We start from the raw sequence: 16,187 nt of genomic DNA, 5'->3' as shown, positions 1-16,187 counted from the left end.
TCACGAAAACGGATTCGGACGTCGTTCCCACTCGGCCATCCACTGGACAAAGGCATGTGGCTCCACTGCCTTGCTGAAGTAGTACCCCTGGGCCTCCTCGCACTGGTGGCGCTTGAGAAATTCCAGTTGCTCGAGGGTTTCCACACCTTCGGCGATGATGTGCAGGTTCAGGCCCTTGCCGAGGTTGATGATGGTGCTCACCAGCTTGGCGTCGTTGCTATCAATGCTCAGGTCGCCGACAAACGACTGGTCGATCTTCAGCACATCCACCGGGAATTTCTGCAGGTAGCTCAGGCTCGAATAGCCAGTGCCGAAATCGTCGATGGCCAGCCGGATCCCCTGTTGCTTGATGGCCCTGAGAATCGCGACGGTGGTATCGATGTTCTGCATCAGCACACTTTCGGTAATCTCCAGTTCCAACTGTGTCGGGCTGAGTCCGGTTTCCTTGAGGGTGCGGGCGATGCCTTCGACGAATCCGCGCTGGCGAAAGTCGATGGCCGAGACGTTGACCGACAGGTACAGCGGCCGCATGCCCTGGGCTTGCCAGGTGCAGGCCTGCTGGCAGGCTTCCTGGAGCACCCACTGGCTCAATGGCACGATCAGCCCGCTGTCCTCGGCCACCGGGATGAAATCCGACGGAGGAACCATCCCGTGACCTGGCCGGTTCCAGCGCACCAGCGCCTCGGCGCCGACCACCTTGCCGCTGCGCAGGTCCAGCTTGGGCTGGTAATGCAGCACGAATTCCTTGCGTTGCAGGGCCAGGCGCAAACCGGACTCGATGGTCTGTTGCTGTCGGGCCCGGCGGTTCATGTCTTCGGTGAAAAAGCGGTAGTCGTTGGGGCCGGTTTCCTTGACGTTGCGCATCGCCGTCTCGGCTTTTTTGATCAGCGCTACGGCATCGAAACCGTCGGCCGGATACACGCTGACCCCCAGGCTCGCGGTGACGCTCAGGTCATGGCCGTCGATGGGTTGGGGCGTATTGATGGCCGCCAGCAGTTTTTCCGCCACGCCCTTGATCTGCTGCGGGTCGGTGATGTCTCCCAGCACCACCACGAACTCATCGGAACCGTAGCGAAACACCGAGTCGGATTCACGCACCACCGTCGCCAGGGTGCGTGCCACGCGCTTGAGCATCTCATCGCCCACCGGATGGCCGAGGGCATTGTTGACGCGCTTGAAGCGATCCAGGCCGATGAACATCACCGCCAGTTGCCGGTCATGGCGCCGGCACTGGGCCATGGCCTGGGTCAGGCGATCGCCGAGCAGCATGCTGTTGGGCAGTTCGGTGAGTACGTCGTATTGCAGCAGGTGGGACACCTTGAGCAATTCCTGGACCCGTTCCTCGATCGTGCGCTCCAGGCTGCGCATTTTTCTCGCCGCATCCTGGGCCAGTTGCCATTTCCAGGTCATGGCGCTGGCCATCTGGCGGATTTCCAGGGTGTCGAAGGGTTTTTTCAGGATCAGCAGTTGATCGTCGAACTCGATGCGTTCGGACATGGTTTCCCAGGTGTAATCCGAGAACGCCGTGCACAGGGCGATCTGCAGGCGCGGGTCGGCTTGCCACAAGCGCTCGATGGTCTGCAGGCCGTCCCAGCCCGGCGGCATGCGCATGTCGGCGAACACCAGCGCGTAGGGCTGGCCTTCGGCCTGGGCGCGCTTGACCAGTTCCAGGGCTTCTTCGCCCTGATAGGCCGAGTCGATCTGAAATTGCAGTCGGTTGACCTGGGGCGTTCCGAACAACAGGCTCTCGGTGTCGTCCAGCGAATCGTCGCTGCCGTTGCCGGGGCTGAGGATCTTGCGGAAGTCCTGATGGATGGCCGGTGTGTCGTCCACCACCAGGATCCGCCGGTTGGCAGGTACCGACATGGGGTTCATGGGTTGCTCTCCGATAGCTGGCTCGCCGGCCGGGTCCAGTGGTCCACCGTGGGAACGATGGTACCGGCCTTGAGCAGTTCGGCGGCCTGGCCGCTGTCCACCACCGTGCTGAAATAATGCCCCTGGGCCTGCATCGCTCCGCCGGTGGACATCAATGTGGTGCGTTGTTCCTGGGTCTCGACGCCTTCGGCGATGATGCCGATGCCCACGTCCCGGGCAAAATTGATGATCGCCCGCAGGGTCATGGCGTTGTCGGGGTCGTCGTTGGCGCTGTCAAGCAGGCGTTGGGCGAGCTTGAGGTGGTTGACCCGATAGGTCTTGAGGTAGTCGAACGAGGAATACTCGGTACCGAAATCATCGATGGCCACCTGTACCCCCAATTCACACAGGCGCGGCAGTACGTCGTTGTGGGTCCATTTGGTCTGGGCGAGGGTGGCTTCGGTGACGTCGAAGCGCAGGTCCCAGGGGGCCAGCTCCCAGCGGGCCGTGGTGCGCAGAACATCGTAGATCAATTCCGGCCCGGTCTTGAGCTGGGTCAGGGACAGGTCGATGGCAATCACCGGGGGCGCCATGCCCTGGTCGCGCCACTGGCGCATCTGTTGGCAGGCCTGGTCCAGCACCCAGTGTCCGAGGGCAATGATGAGCCCGGTCTTTTCGGCCGCCGGCATGAACACCGACGGCTCCAGCCAGCCCCGCTCGGGGTGCTTCCAGCGCACCTGCACGCCCATGCCCAGGATCTTGCCGGTGCCGAGGTCGACTTCCGGCAGGTAATGCAGGTGCAGCTCGTGGTTCTCGATGGCCTGGCGCAGGTCGTTGGTCAGGGCGACCCGGTCGGTCACCTCCTGGTTGATCTCCTCGTTATGGAAGTGGTACTGGTTGCGGCCCTTTTCCTTGGAGCGGTACAGGGCCATGTCGGACTGCGCCATCAGGCTGTCGGCGCTCGGACTTTGTGGGGTGTACAGGCTGATGCCGATACTCACGGAGATCCGCACGTCGTTGCCGTCCAGGGAGTAGGGCGCCACCAGCGTATCGCGGATCTTGGCCGCCAGGGCCGCGCACTGGGTCGGTTCGTGGACATCCAGTTGCAGGATGGCGAACTCATCACCGCCCAGGCGCGCGACCACGTCGTTTTCCCGGGTGCAGCCCTTGATGCGTGCGGCGACTTCCTGCAACAACAGGTCGCCGATGGGATGGCCCAGGGTGTCGTTGATCCGCTTGAAATGGTCCAGGTCCAGGTAAAACATCGCAAACGGCGCCGCCCCCCGGCGAGCCGCGGCGAAGGCCTGGTGCAGGCGCTCGATCACGGTGGCGCGGTTGGCCAACCCGGTGAGGCCGTCGGTACGGGCCAGCAGGGCGATCTTTTCCTCGGCCAGCTTGCGCTCGGTGATATCGAGGATGATGCCTTCCACTTCCAGTAGCTGGCCCTGTTCATTGCGCACCGGAATATAGCGGTTTTCCACCCAGCGGAATGCGCCGTCGCCGGTGCGCATGCGGAACTCGATGGACGCCCCCGCCATATCGCGATCCAGCACGCGAACCATGGCCTGGTCGATCTTGGACTGGTCGTCGGGGTGGATCAGCGCTTGCGCCCAGTCCGGTGAGTTGACCAGTTGCGCCGCGACATGGCCGAACTTGGTGATGTTGTGGGAGATGTACATCAACGGGAACGGCGGTTCACCGCGCAATCGATAGAGGATGGTCGGGCTGTTCTGCACGATGATGTTGGCGTCGGCCAGCTCCCGGGTGCGTTCCTCCACCGCCTGTTCGAGCATGTCCATCTTCAGCGCCGCGTCTTCGGTCATCTGCCATTTGACGGTCAGGGTGCTGGCCATCTGGCGAATCTCGATGGCGTCGAAGGGTTTTTTCAGGATGAGCAGGCGGTCGCCCAGTTCGAGGCGGTCGGCGATGTCTTCCCAGGAATAATCCGAGTAAGCGGTGCACAGCGCGACTTGCAGCTTGGGGTCGGCGCGCCACAGCCGTTCGATGGTTTCCAGGCCATCCCAGCCAGGGGGCATGCGCATGTCGATGAAGGCCATGGCATAGGGCAGCCCCTGGGCCAGCGCTGTCTCGACCTTGTTCAGGGCTTCCATGCCCTGGAAGGCTGAATCGAGCACGAAACTCTGGGTAGCGACCGCGACCGGCGCGCCGAACAGGGCCTCTTCGGCACTGCTCAGGTTGTCTTCGACAGATGCCTGGGGACTGAGGATCTTCCGAAAATCCTCATGAATCGTCAGGGTGTCGTCGACGATCAGGATCCGCCGATTGGCTCTTTCCGACGGCAGGCTCATGGCCGTGCACCAAGGTGATGCTGACTACAGAACCGTGGGTACATCTGATATCCCTTTCGCTGGCATGAGTATTCTGGCCTGTACTTGGCCCTTCATGGGGTACAGCATAGTCGCCTGATCGGGATGCGCTCGTTCAGTGATGGCAAATCGTGCCTAAATTTATGCAATCTACTAGCCTGTCATTTGGGGGTAAGGTAGAACGGTTGTCGTCTTATAGGAGGGGGTAGTAATGGAAGATCAATCGCCGGACGTTCCGGTTACGAAGCCGACGGTGCTGTTGGTCGATGACGAAGAGTCGATTCTCAATAGCCTGCGTCGGTTATTGCGCAGCCAGCCGTATGAAATCCTGCTGGCCGACAGCGGCGCCAAGGCCCTGGAAATCCTCAAGGAGCGGCCGGTCGATCTGGTGATGACCGACGCGCGGATGCCCAACATGGACGGTGCGACGCTGCTGGCCCAGATCCGCAAGCTCTATCCGTCGACCCTGCGCATCCTGCTCACCGGTTACGCCGATGTGGACATGATGACCAAGGCCATCAACGAGGGGCAGCTCTATCGCTACCTCAGCAAGCCCTGGAACGATGATGAGTTGGTGCAGGCCCTGCGCCAGGCGCTGGCCCATCAGCATTCCGAAAGCGAACGCCAGCGCCTCGAAGCGCTGAACCGCGAGCAGAACCAGCAGCTCAAGACCCTCAATGCCACCCTGGAAAAGCGCGTGGCGTCGCGAACTTCCGAGCTGCAGCAGACCGCCGACATGCTCGACCTGGCCTATGAAGAGCTCAAGCGCAGCTACGTGACCGGCACCGAGGTATTCTCGCTGATCGCCAACCTGCGCCTGCCCAAGGCCAAGCAGACCAACCGGCAGATCATCGAGCTGATCCGGGTCTACAGTCGGCTGCACTTCCTCGACGAGTCCACCGACCGCGACCTGACCATGGCCGCCGCGCTCTACAACATCGGCAAGCTGAGCTGGACCGATAACATGATGATCACGCCGGCCGACATGCTGCATCACCATGAACTCGACCTGTATCGCTCCTATCCGAAGCAGAGCGAATCGCTGCTGATGACCCTGGACCCGATGAAGGACGCGGCGCGCATCATTCTTCATCACCAGGAGCGTTGGGACGGCAGTGGTTTCCCCGATCATCTCAAGGGCGAGGCGATTCCGTTCGGTTCCAGGCTGTTGAAGCTGGCGGTGGACTTCATCGAGTTGCAGCGCGGGTTGATTCTCGAGCGGCAGATGAACAGCGACGAAGCGCTGGTCTACATCCGCAAGTACGCCGGCAAGCTGTACGACCCGGACATGGTGGAGGACTTCATCAAGGCCTGTGCCGAGTACCTGGAAGACGTGACTCTGTCCGACCCGACGGTGAAGGTCATGACCACCCGCGAACTGGCGGCCGGCATGCTCCTGGCCCGCAACCTCAACGCCGACAACGGCATGCTGTTGCTCAATGCCGGCAAAGTGTTGAGCGCGCCGTTGGTGGAGAAACTCATCGCCTTCGAAGCGATGGAAGGGGCCCGGTACAGCGTGTTCGTCAAGATCCCCGAGGAAGAGCTGGATCCTTCGGCGCCGAAGCCGATGTTGGGGTGACGGGAGTCTGACTGACGAAACAGGATCAATTGTGGGAGCGAGCTTGCTCGCGATGGCGGAGTATCAGTCAGCGCCTTTTCAACTGACATACCGCCATCGCGAGCAAGCTCGCTCCCACAGTGATTTGTGTCGTACCCCGTATGCTTTGCTCCCAGCGTTTTGGTCTGTAATCTCCCCCTGGCATTTTTCCGCCAAGGCCGATCCTCCATGACCACTCCCCTCATCCACATCGCCGCCGCCCTGCTGCTCGGGCCGGACGGTCGAACCCTGCTGGTGCGCAAGCGCGGTACCCGGGCCTTCATGCAGCCGGGTGGCAAGATCGAGCCCCATGAGCAACCGGTCCAGGCCCTGGCCCGGGAGCTGGAAGAAGAGCTTGGGCTTTTGATCGAGCCGGAGCAGGCTCGCTACTTGGGCCCTTTCAGCGCTCCGGCCGCCAACGAGCCGGGTTTTGTCGTCCAGGCCGAGGTGTTCCTGCTGAACATCGATGCAACGGTTCTCCCCGCTGCCGAAATTGAAGAAGTTCGCTGGATCGACCCGGCCGGCGACGGCGGATTGCAGTTGGCACCGTTGACAGGCGAGGTGATCCTGCCGTTCTATCGGGCTGCAGACCTGTCGAACCCACGCCTCAAGGATTGACCCTCATGATTCCCTTGCCGGACCTGCTGGTTTTTGCCGCCGCCGCGTTGCTGATGGTGCTCACGCCCGGCCCGAACATGATCTACCTGATTTCCCGTTCGATCTGCCAGGGCCGTAAGGCCGGGGTCACCTCTTTGCTGGGGGTGGTGGCGGGGTTCTTCGTGCACGTGTTCGCGGCGGCGGTGGGGTTGACGGCGGTGTTCCTGGCCGTGCCCATGGCCTATGAAGTCCTGAAATGGGCCGGTGCGCTGTACCTGTTGTGGCTGGCCTGGCAAGCGGTGAAGCCCGGCGCGCGTTCGCCGTTCCAGGCACAGCAGTTGCCTGCGGATTCGACCCGCAAGCTGATCACCATGGGCTTTCTCACCAGTGCCCTGAATCCGAAGATCGCGGTGTTCTACCTGTCGGTATTTCCCCAGTTCATCAGCCCGGAACATGGCTCGCTGTTCACCCAGAGCCTGATCCTGGGGCTGACCCAGATCAGCGTCAGTTTCAGCGTCAATCTGCTGATCGCCCTGTTCGCGGCGGGCATTGCCTCGTGGTTCGTGCACAACCCGACCTGGCTGGCGGTGCAGCGCTATTTCATGGGTTTTGTGCTGGGCGCGCTGGCGTTGCGGCTGATGCTTGAGCAACGGCGGGCCGCGTGAGCATCCGACGGCTGCGGGCCGGCGATGCCCAGGCCTATCGTGAGCTGATGCTCCAGGCTTATGAATTGCATCCGCAGGCCTTCACCTCCAGCGTCAGCGAGCGGGCGGCGATGCCGATGAACTGGTGGGAATCGCGCCTGACCGGGCGGCTCGATGTGGTGCTGGGGGCGTTTGTCGAGGATGAACTGGCCGGTATCGTCGGCCTGGCCCTGGAACCCCGGCAGAAAGCCCGGCACAAGGCGACGCTGTTCGGCATGTACGTCGTCGAGGCCCATCGTCACCGTGGGCTCGGCCAGCAACTGCTGGAGGCCGCGCTCGATGAAGCCCGTCGCCACAGCTTCCTGCGCCTGGTGCAACTGACCGTCACCGCGGGCAACGACCCGGCGCTCAAGCTCTATCAACGTTGCGGCTTCGTACTCTACGGCCTGGAGCCGATGGCGATACGGGTGGACGACGAGTATTTCGACAAGATCCACATGTGGCGCGAGCTCCCGTAGGAGCGTAGGAGCTGTCGAGCGAAGCGAGGCTGCGATCTTTTGATCTTGATTTGATCGCTAAGTGTTCGCTGTCGATTCAATTGGCAGGGGAAAGATCGCAGCCTCGCTTCGCTCGACAGCTCCTACAGTCAGCGCACGGCACTGACCCCATCCAGCGTGGAGAACGAGGTGTCCTTGGCCGTCAGCAGGAAGTCGCGCATGTAGGGGGCGTCTAGCATGTCGGTGCGAACCGCTGCGTACAACGTGGCAAACAGACCTTTCTCCCCCAGTCGCTTGGCCTTCACGTAACCCCGTGAGCTGTATTCATGCAGGGCCCAATGAGGCATGCCGCAGACGCCACGGCCGCTGGCGACCAGTTGCATCATCATCACCGTCAGTTCGGACGTGCGGACCTGGGCCGGTTCGATGTCGGCCGGTTCCAGGAAGCGGGTGAAGATGTCCAGCCGATCCCGTTCCACCGGGTAGGTGATCAGGGTTTCGCTGAGCAGGTCTTCGGGCACGATGTACGGTTTGCCCGCCAGCCGATGCTGGTTGGCCACGGCGAGCATTGCTTCGTAGGTGAACAGCGGCACATAGGTGATGCCCGCCAGTTCCAGAGGATCGGAGGTCACCACCAGATCCAGGTCGCCACGGGCCAAAGCCGGCAGCGGGGCGAAGGCGAAACCCGAGGCCAGGTCCAGTTCGACTTCCGGCCAGGCATCGCGGAACTGGTCGATGGTCGGCATCAGCCATTGGAAACAACTGTGGCATTCGATCGCCATATGCAAGCGCCCGGCGGTACCACCGGCTAGCCGTGCAATGTCCCGCTCGGCGCTGCGCAGCAACGGCAGGGTGGCATCGGCCAGTTGCAACAGGCGCAGGCCGGCGCTGGTGAAGCGTACCGGTTTGGTCTTGCGCACGAACAACGGCATGCCCAGGCGTTCCTCCAGCTCCTTGAACTGGTGGGAGAGCGCGGACTGGGTCAGGTGCAGGCGTTCGGCGGCTTCTACCAGGCTGTCGGCTTCGCGCAGCGCGTGCAGAGTCTTGAGGTGGCGGAGTTCAAGCACCGGAATGGCTCCATGAATAAAACTTGTGATCAACACGAAAAGGTTGAGTTTGTCTCATGCAAGGTCGGCTGTCGACAATGGCGTCATCTTTTACAGGAGGACTCTTACCATGGCCCTGGCCCACACCCTCGGTTTTCCCCGCATCGGCGCCGACCGCGAACTGAAAAAAGCCCTTGAAGCCTACTGGAAGGGCGATCTGGCGCCGACCGCGCTGCAGACCGTCGGTCGTGAACTGCGGGCCCGTCACTGGCAATTGCAGAAAGACGCCGGGATCGACCTGCTGCCGGTGGGGGATTTCGCCTGGTACGACCAGGTGCTTGGCCACACCCTGACCCTGGGCGCGGTTCCGGAGCGATTCCGCAGCACGCTGAACCCGCAGGGCCGGCCGACCCTCGACACCCTGTTCGCCATGGCCCGTGGCGCCACCCCGAGCTGCTGCGATGTCGACCACGGCCAGACGCAACATGCCCAGGAACTGACCAAGTGGTTCGACACCAACTACCACTACCTGGTCCCGGAGTTTTCCGTCGACCAGACCTTCGCCCTGAGCTGGGAGCAACTGTTCGAGGAAGTGGACGAAGCCCATGCCCTGGGGCATCGGGTCAAACCGGTGATCATCGGCCCGCTGACTTATCTGTGGCTGGGCAAGGCCAAGGGTCAGGATTTCGACAAGCTCGACCTGCTGGAGCGCCTGCTGCCGGTCTACGGTGAAATCCTCAATCGCCTGAAGGCCCAAGGCGTGGAGTGGGTACAGATCGACGAGCCGATCCTCACCCTGGACTTGCCCGTGGCGTGGAGAAGTGCCTTCGAGCGGGCCTACCACATCCTCCAGTATTCGCCGCTGAAAAAACTCGTGGCGACTTATTTCAGTGGCCTGGACGACAACCTCGGCCTGGCTGTGAGCCTGCCGGTGGACGGCTTGCACATCGACGCGGTGCGTGCGCCGGAGCAATTGGGCCAAGTGCTGGACCGCCTGCCGACCTACAAGATTCTCTCGGTGGGCCTGGTCAATGGCCGTAACGTCTGGCGCTGCGAACTGGAGCAGGCACTGGCGCAGTTGCAGCCGGCCCAGGAGCGCTTTGGCGACAACCTCTGGGTCAGCACGTCGTGCTCGTTGCTCCACAGCCCGGTGGACCTGGAACGGGAAGACCGGCTCGACCCCGAGCTCAAGAGCTGGCTGGCCTTCGCGGTGCAGAAGTGCGGTGAAGTGGCGGTGTTGCGCGATGCGCTGAACGATCCGCAAGCTCCCGCCGTACAACAGGCGTTGGCCGTCAGTCGTGAGGTGCAGGCGAGCCGCGCCGCGTCGACGCGCATTCACAAGCCCGAGGTCCAGGCTCGTCTAGCGGCCATCAAGCCGCAGGACAGCCAGCGCCGTTCGGCGTTTGCCCAGCGCATCGAACAACAGCGAGCACGCCTGAAATTGCCGGCCTTCCCGACGACGACCATCGGCTCTTTCCCGCAAACCCCGGCGATTCGCCTGGCGCGTCAGGCCTACAAGCAGGGCAAGCTGTCGGCCAACGACTACCAGGACGCCATGCACACTGAAATTCGCCACGCCGTGCAGATCCAGGAACGCCTCGGCCTGGATGTGCTGGTCCATGGCGAAGCCGAACGCAACGACATGGTGGAATACTTCGCCGAGCAACTGGACGGCTACGCCTTCAGCCGTTTCGGTTGGGTGCAGAGCTACGGTTCGCGTTGTGTGAAACCGGCGATCATCTTCGGCGACATCAGCCGGCCGAAAGCCATGACCGTCGACTGGATCCGCTACGCGCAGAGCCTGACCGACAAGGTCATGAAGGGCATGCTCACCGGCCCCGTGACCATGCTGATGTGGTCGTTCCCCCGCGAAGACGTGCCGCGTCGGGTCCAGGCTCAGCAACTGGCCCTGGCCCTGCGTGACGAAGTGGTGGACCTGGAAGCAGCCGGGATCAGCATCGTGCAGATCGACGAGGCTGCGTTCCGCGAGGGCCTGCCGTTGCGGCGCGGCCAATGGCAGGAATACCTCGACTGGGCGGTAGAAGCCTTCCGCTTGAGCGCATCGGGTGTGCGCGACGAAACCCAGATCCATACCCACATGTGCTACAGCGAATTCAATGACGTGATCCAGGCCATCGCCGCCATGGACGCCGACGTCATCACCATTGAAACCTCGCGCTCGGACATGGAATTGCTGGAGGCTTTCGAAGCGTTCGACTACCCGAACGATATCGGCCCGGGCGTCTACGACATCCACTCGCCACGGGTGCCGGACACCGCTGAGATGGTCGGCTTGATGAGCAAGGCCGTGAAGCGGATTCCCGCCGGGCACCTGTGGGTCAACCCCGACTGCGGCCTGAAAACCCGGGCGTGGCCGGAAACCGAAGCGGCGCTGGTGAACATGGTGGCGGCGGCGCGGCAGTTGCGTGGGCAGTTGGCCTGAATGGTTTCCGATACTTGGTAGGTGAACACTTTGTGGCGAGGGGATTTAGCGAAACGTCGCACCGCCCCGTTGGGCTGCGAAGCAGCCCCATTACCGCCAACTCAATTTGCCGGACACACCGAGTTGCAGTTGGTGGGGCTGCTGCGCAGCCCAGCGGGGATAAATCCCCTCGCCACAGGGGTAGTGTCTGGCCTTTCGGCAATCTTCATCAAACTGTCACGCAACTGTGGCAGCGCGCTTGAACAAACTTCATCAGACTCGCGCTCTACTGGGGTTCTGCGTTTTGGTGTTTCTTCATGCGTGTGTTTATTTTCCTGGCCGTGCTGTTGTTCGGCCTGCCGTCGATTGCGGCGTCTCGTTGTGATGTCAATGTCCCGACCCAACGGGTCGACCTGGACCAGGTCAGCCTGGCGTACCAGAGCATCGGCCGTGCCTCCGATCCGGCGTTGTTGCTGGTGATGGGGCTGGGCGGGCAATTGATCCATTGGCCGGATGAAGTGGTGGTTGCCCTGTGCGAGCAGGGCTTCCGGGTGATCCGCTACGACAACCGGGACGTGGGCTTGTCCACCTGGCGCCAGGCGCCGGGCAGCGCCAACCTGACCTTCGAAGCGCTTCGCTACAAGCTGGGTTTGCCGGTGGACGCGCCTTATACCCTGACCGACATGGCCAATGACGGCCTGGGGCTGATGGATGCGTTGCACGTGCAGAACTTTCACCTGCTGGGGGCGAGCATGGGCGGCATGATTGCCCAGCACATGGCCGCCATGGCGCCGCAGCGGGTCGAAAGCCTGACCCTGATCATGACCAGCTCCAGTGCCGCCGGCCTGCCGGCACCCAGCGAAACGCTGGTGCGCTTGCTGTCCCGGCGCAGTGCGCCGAATCGCGAGGTGGCGCTGGAGCAGCAGGCCGACCTGTTGGCTGCCTTGGGCAGCCCAATGGTGATCGATGACCGCCAGGCGCTGCTGCATCAGGCTGCGCTCGCCTATGACCGTGCGTTCAACCCCGAAGGTGTGAAACGCCAGATCATGGCGATCATGGCCGAGCCGAGCCGGGTCGAACTGCTCAATCAATTGCAGGTGCCGACCCTGGTGGTCCATGGCACCGCCGACCCGTTGTTGCCGGTGATGCACGGCGTCCATCTGGCGGCGCATATCCACGGCAGCCAGTTGAAACTGATTCCGGGCCTGGCCCATCGTTTCCAGGAGGCATTCAAGGAACCGTTGCTGGGGGCGGTGTTGCCCTATTTGCAACAGCACCGCGAAGACACCTCGCACTGGGCGCAGGTCGAACCGGCGCAGGGGCCGAATTTGCTCTGACAAAACACCTGAAAACCGGCGCAGATCCTTTTGTGGCGAGGGGATTTATCCCCGCTGGGTTGCGCAGCAGCCCCAAAACAGTCAACTCAATCCGTCTGATGCACCGAGTAGCCTGCTTCAGGACTGCTGCGCAGCCCAGCGGGGATAAATCCCCTCGCCACAGCAATTACCGCGCCCGGGCCTGCTCCACCAGCCACCCCATCAATTCCTGCAACGGCCCCGACGCCTGGGCCTTGCGCGGGAACACCAGGTGATAACCCAACCCGGTCCTGACCTTCAGCTCGAACGGCATCACCAGCCGACCGGCGCTCAGGTCATCGCCAATCAGCGACCAGTCGCCTATTGCCACGCCCGTACCCTGGGAGGCCATGGACATCGCCAGATCCAGGGTTTCGAAATGCTGACCCTTGCTGACGTTGCTCAACTGCACCTCGGCGGCATCCAGCCAGGCCGTCCAGTCGCGTTCATCGCGAGTGGGGTGCAGCAGCAGGTGTTGTTGCAGGTCGGCGGGTTCACGCAGCGGCACGGGGCCGTCCAGCACCGGGCGGGAGCAGACCGGCGTCAGTTGTTCATCGAACAGATGCAGGCACGCCAATGAGGTGTCGGGTGGAGGGCCATAGACCACGGCCGCATCGAAGGCTTCGCGCTGGAAGTTCACGCCATGCCTGACCGTGGTGGTCAACTCCACCGGCACGTCCGGTCGTTCCTTCTGCCATTGCAGCAAGCGCGGCAGCAACCAGCGCATCACGCAGGTCGGCGCCTTGAGTTGCAGGCTCTGGCGCTTCTCGCCGATCTGTTCCACCGCGTCGCTGATCAGGCTGAACACCTGCTGCACCCGTGGCAACCACGCCGCCCCTTCAGGCGTCAGGCTCAGTCCACGGGCCTGGCGCTGGAACAGCGCGTAGCCCAGATGATCCTCCAGTCCGGCGATCTGTCGACTCACTGCGCCCTGGGTGATGTGCAGCTGTTCGGCGGCCCGGGTGAAGTTGCAACACTGGGCCGTGATCAGAAACGTGTGCAGCGTCGGAAGCGGAGGAAGTCGTTTCATGTGGATCCAAGCCATGACGTGAGGACATGGCTAGTATGACTTTTTATCCATTGTTGCCGCTATGGCCTGACCGTTCAATGAAGCCATTCCCAGACAGGAAATAAGGGCAGTGGCAATGGCAACGTGCGGCGAAGTATTGGTCAAGTTACTCGAAGGCTACGGCGTCGAGCAGGTGTTCGGCATTCCCGGCGTGCACACCGTGGAGCTGTATCGCGGGCTGGCCCGTTCAAGCATGCGCCATGTGACGCCGCGTCATGAACAAGGCGCAGGCTTCATGGCCGACGGTTACGCTCGCGTCAGCGGCAAGCCCGGCGTGTGTTTCATCATCACCGGCCCCGGCATGACCAACATCACCACCGCCATGGGCCAGGCCTACGCTGATTCGATCCCGATGCTGGTGATCTCCAGCGTGCAGTCGCGCAGCCAGTTGGGCGGCGGACGCGGCAAGCTGCATGAGTTGCCGAACCAGGCTGCGCTGGTGGGCGGGGTCGCGGCGTTTTCCCACACGCTGATGTCTGCGGCGGAATTGCCCAGCGTATTGGCCCGCGCGTTCGCGGTGTTCCAGGCCGGACGGCCACGGCCGGTGCACATCGAAATCCCGCTGGACGTGCTGGTCGAAGACGCCGATGCGTTGCTCGCCGGCACGCCAGTGAACATCAACCGCGCCGGCGCCGCGCCGAGTGCGGTGAAACAGATGACGGCGATGCTGGCGTCGGCCAGGCGGCCGCTGATCCTCGCCGGTGGCGGTGCCATTGAGGCCGCCGCCGAATTGACCGAGCTGGCCGAACGCCTTGGCGCACCGGTGGCGTTGACCATCAATGCCAAGGGCATGCTGCCGTCCCGTCATCCCTTGCTGATCGGCTCTACCCAGAGCCTGGTCGCCACCCGCGCATTGGTGGCTGAAGCGGATGTGGTGCTGGCTATCGGCACCGAACTGGCCGAAACCGACTACGACATCACCTTTGCCGGCGGTTTCGAGATTCCCGGTGCGCTGCTGCGTGTCGACATCGATCCGGACCAGACCGTGCGCAACTATCCACCGCGCCTGGCACTGGTCGCCGATGCTCGCACTGCTACCCACGCCTTGCTCGATGAGTTGAACCGGCAACCCTTGGCCGAGCGCTGCAGCGAGTGGGGCGCTGCCCGTGCCGGCCGCTTGCGTGCCGACCTGGAAGACAGTTGGGACGCGGCGACCCGCGCCCAGACTGTTTTTCTCGACAGTGTGCTGCAGACGTTGCCTGACGCGGTCTTCGTCGGCGACTCCACCCAACCGGTGTACACCGGCAACCTGACATTTAACCCGGAGCAGCCGCGGCGCTGGTTCAACTCGTCCACTGGCTACGGCACCCTCGGCTACGCGCTCCCGGCGGCCATCGGCGCCTGGCTCGGCGGCAAGGGCCAGGGCCATGGTCGCCCGCCGGTGGTGTGCCTGACCGGTGACGGCGGCTTGCAGTTCACCCTGCCGGAACTGGCCAGCGCCGTGGAGGCGCGTGTGCCGGTCATCGTCCTGCTGTGGAATAACCAGGGCTACGAAGAGATCAAGAAATACATGGTCAACCGCGCCATCGAACCGGTCGGCGTGGACATCTATACCCCGGACTTCATCGGCGTCGCCAGGGCGTTGGGCTGCGCCGCCGAAGCCGTCGACGGTGTAGACGCATTGCAGGTGGCGCTGCGGGCTGCCGGGGAGCGTCCCGGGCCGACGCTGATTGAAATCGATCAGGCCCGGTGGATGGCGGCTATGGCTTGAATGCGTGGGCCCCATCGCGAGCAGGCTCGCTCCCACAGGGGGAACGCGTTCCAATGTGGGAGCGAGCCTGCTCGCGATGGGGCCGGTACAGCCAACCCAAAAGTCCAGTCAAACCGTCAACCGCAACCGCGCCAAATCCCGCAACGGCGGCGCGCCGAACAACCGGCTGTACTCGCGGCTGAACTGTGAAGGGCTTTCATAACCCACCCGATACCCTGCCGCCGAAGCTTCCAGCCCTTCGGCCAGCATCAACCGTCGGGCTTCCTGCAGGCGCAATTGCTTCTGGTATTGCAGCGGGCTCATGGCGGTCATGGCCTTGAAGCGGTGATGCAGGGTCGAGACGCTGAGGTTCACTTCCCGAGCCAGTTCGTCGATGCGCAACGGCTGTTCGAAATGACTGTTGAGCCATTTGATCGCCTGGCCGATGCGATGGCTCTGGCTGTTGGCGATGGCGATTTCGTACAGTCGGTAGCCCTGGGGACTGCGCAGCAAGCGGTACAAAATCTCCCGCCGCACCAGGGGCGCGAGCATGGCGATGTCCTTGGGGTGGTTCAGCAGGCGTACCAGGCGCAGCACCGCGTCGAGCATCGAGGTGTCCAGGCGTTCGACATACAGGCCGCGACCGGCGGGGCGGGTCGGTACGCCCAACGGACCGGCATCGGCGATCAGCGCGGTGATTTCCGCCGGATCGATGTCCAGGCGCAGGGCCAGGATCGGGTGCTCGGGCGAAACGTCGGCGATGCACCCGCTCAATGGCATCGACACCGAGACCACCAGGTAATGGAGTGGGTCGTAATTGAACAGCTCGTCCGCCAGGCGCACCTGTTTGCTGCCCTGGGCCATGATGCACAGCGCCGGTTGCGCGAGCACCGGTGCAAAGTTATGGGGCTGGCTGTAGCGAGACAGATTCAATGAGCCGATGGCCGTGGCGTAGCTGCCGTCTTCGCGGGTATTGCGGTCGATGATCGACGCCAGTTCGGCGCGCTGTTGTTCCAGATGCGGGTCCAGGGGGGCGTGGGCGTGGTCGAGCGGCGACATGCCAGGATCCTCGGATATATAGGAGCGATG

At 62.9% G+C, this 16,187-nt stretch carries 12 protein-coding genes; 7 read left to right on the top strand and 5 right to left on the bottom strand.

Annotated features, from left to right (window positions below):
• Both LOY67_RS22150 and LOY67_RS22145 read right to left on the bottom strand, forming a co-directional pair.
• Positions 1–1,875, bottom strand: coding sequence for a GGDEF and EAL domain-containing protein (locus tag LOY67_RS22150; protein ID WP_265064445.1), 1,875 nt, complete (start codon positions 1,873–1,875; stop codon positions 1–3).
• Positions 1,872–4,163, bottom strand: a complete 2,292-nt coding sequence (locus LOY67_RS22145) for an EAL domain-containing protein (RefSeq protein ID WP_265064444.1) — start codon at positions 4,161–4,163, stop codon at positions 1,872–1,874. Before LOY67_RS22145 ends, LOY67_RS22150 begins: the two co-directional genes overlap by 4 nt.
• A gap of 229 nt (positions 4,164–4,392) precedes the next feature.
• On the opposite strand from LOY67_RS22145, the gene LOY67_RS22140 reads away from it, so the two are divergent.
• From LOY67_RS22140 to LOY67_RS22125, 4 genes are all read left to right on the top strand, one after another.
• A complete protein-coding gene (locus LOY67_RS22140; protein WP_265064443.1) occupies positions 4,393–5,760 on the top strand; it encodes an HD domain-containing phosphohydrolase in 1,368 nt (455 codons plus the stop codon).
• 207 nt (positions 5,761–5,967) lie between these two features.
• Entirely contained in the window at positions 5,968–6,396 is a 429-nt protein-coding gene (locus tag LOY67_RS22135; RefSeq protein WP_265064442.1) for an NUDIX hydrolase, read from the top strand.
• Between the two features lie 5 nt (positions 6,397–6,401).
• Positions 6,402–7,040, top strand: coding sequence for a LysE family translocator (locus LOY67_RS22130; RefSeq protein WP_265064441.1), 639 nt, complete (start codon positions 6,402–6,404; stop codon positions 7,038–7,040).
• Positions 7,037–7,537 (top strand): GNAT family N-acetyltransferase, encoded by a 501-nt coding sequence (locus LOY67_RS22125; RefSeq protein ID WP_265064440.1) that lies wholly within the window; start codon positions 7,037–7,039, stop codon positions 7,535–7,537. The genes LOY67_RS22130 and LOY67_RS22125 overlap by 4 nt, the downstream gene beginning before the upstream one ends.
• 128 nt (positions 7,538–7,665) lie before the next feature.
• Here the strand turns inward: LOY67_RS22125 and metR are convergent, their stop codons facing one another.
• Positions 7,666–8,583, bottom strand: coding sequence for a transcriptional regulator MetR (gene metR, locus LOY67_RS22120; protein ID WP_265064439.1), 918 nt, complete (start codon positions 8,581–8,583; stop codon positions 7,666–7,668).
• Between the two features lie 109 nt (positions 8,584–8,692).
• On the opposite strand from metR, the gene metE reads away from it, so the two are divergent.
• Together metE and LOY67_RS22110 are read left to right on the top strand one after the other, a co-directional pair.
• Entirely contained in the window at positions 8,693–11,005 is a 2,313-nt protein-coding gene (gene metE, locus LOY67_RS22115; RefSeq protein WP_265064438.1) for a 5-methyltetrahydropteroyltriglutamate--homocysteine S-methyltransferase, read from the top strand.
• A gap of 296 nt (positions 11,006–11,301) precedes the next feature.
• Positions 11,302–12,321: an alpha/beta fold hydrolase gene (locus LOY67_RS22110; protein WP_265064437.1), complete on the top strand. Its 1,020-nt coding sequence runs from the start codon at positions 11,302–11,304 to the stop codon at positions 12,319–12,321.
• A 166-nt stretch (positions 12,322–12,487) separates the two neighbouring features.
• Here LOY67_RS22110 and LOY67_RS22105 read toward each other — a convergent pair whose 3' ends face one another.
• Complete coding sequence (locus LOY67_RS22105) at positions 12,488–13,369, bottom strand: LysR substrate-binding domain-containing protein (RefSeq protein ID WP_265064436.1); 882 nt, start codon at positions 13,367–13,369, stop codon at positions 12,488–12,490.
• Positions 13,370–13,484: 115 nt separating this feature from the next.
• Between LOY67_RS22105 and LOY67_RS22100 the strand changes: the two genes are divergently transcribed.
• Positions 13,485–15,119: a 5-guanidino-2-oxopentanoate decarboxylase gene (locus LOY67_RS22100; protein ID WP_265067806.1), complete on the top strand. Its 1,635-nt coding sequence runs from the start codon at positions 13,485–13,487 to the stop codon at positions 15,117–15,119.
• Positions 15,120–15,227: 108 nt separating this feature from the next.
• Here the strand turns inward: LOY67_RS22100 and LOY67_RS22095 are convergent, their stop codons facing one another.
• Positions 15,228–16,157: an AraC family transcriptional regulator gene (locus LOY67_RS22095; RefSeq protein ID WP_265064435.1), complete on the bottom strand. Its 930-nt coding sequence runs from the start codon at positions 16,155–16,157 to the stop codon at positions 15,228–15,230.
• Positions 16,158–16,187 lie beyond the last annotated feature (30 nt).

The sequence above is a fragment of the Pseudomonas sp. B21-056 genome (assembly GCF_026016325.1).
In the GTDB taxonomy this organism is placed as follows: Bacteria; Pseudomonadota; Gammaproteobacteria; order Pseudomonadales; family Pseudomonadaceae; genus Aquipseudomonas.
Note: the sequence above shows the minus strand (reverse complement) of the source record. Positions and strands in the feature narration are given on the sequence as shown.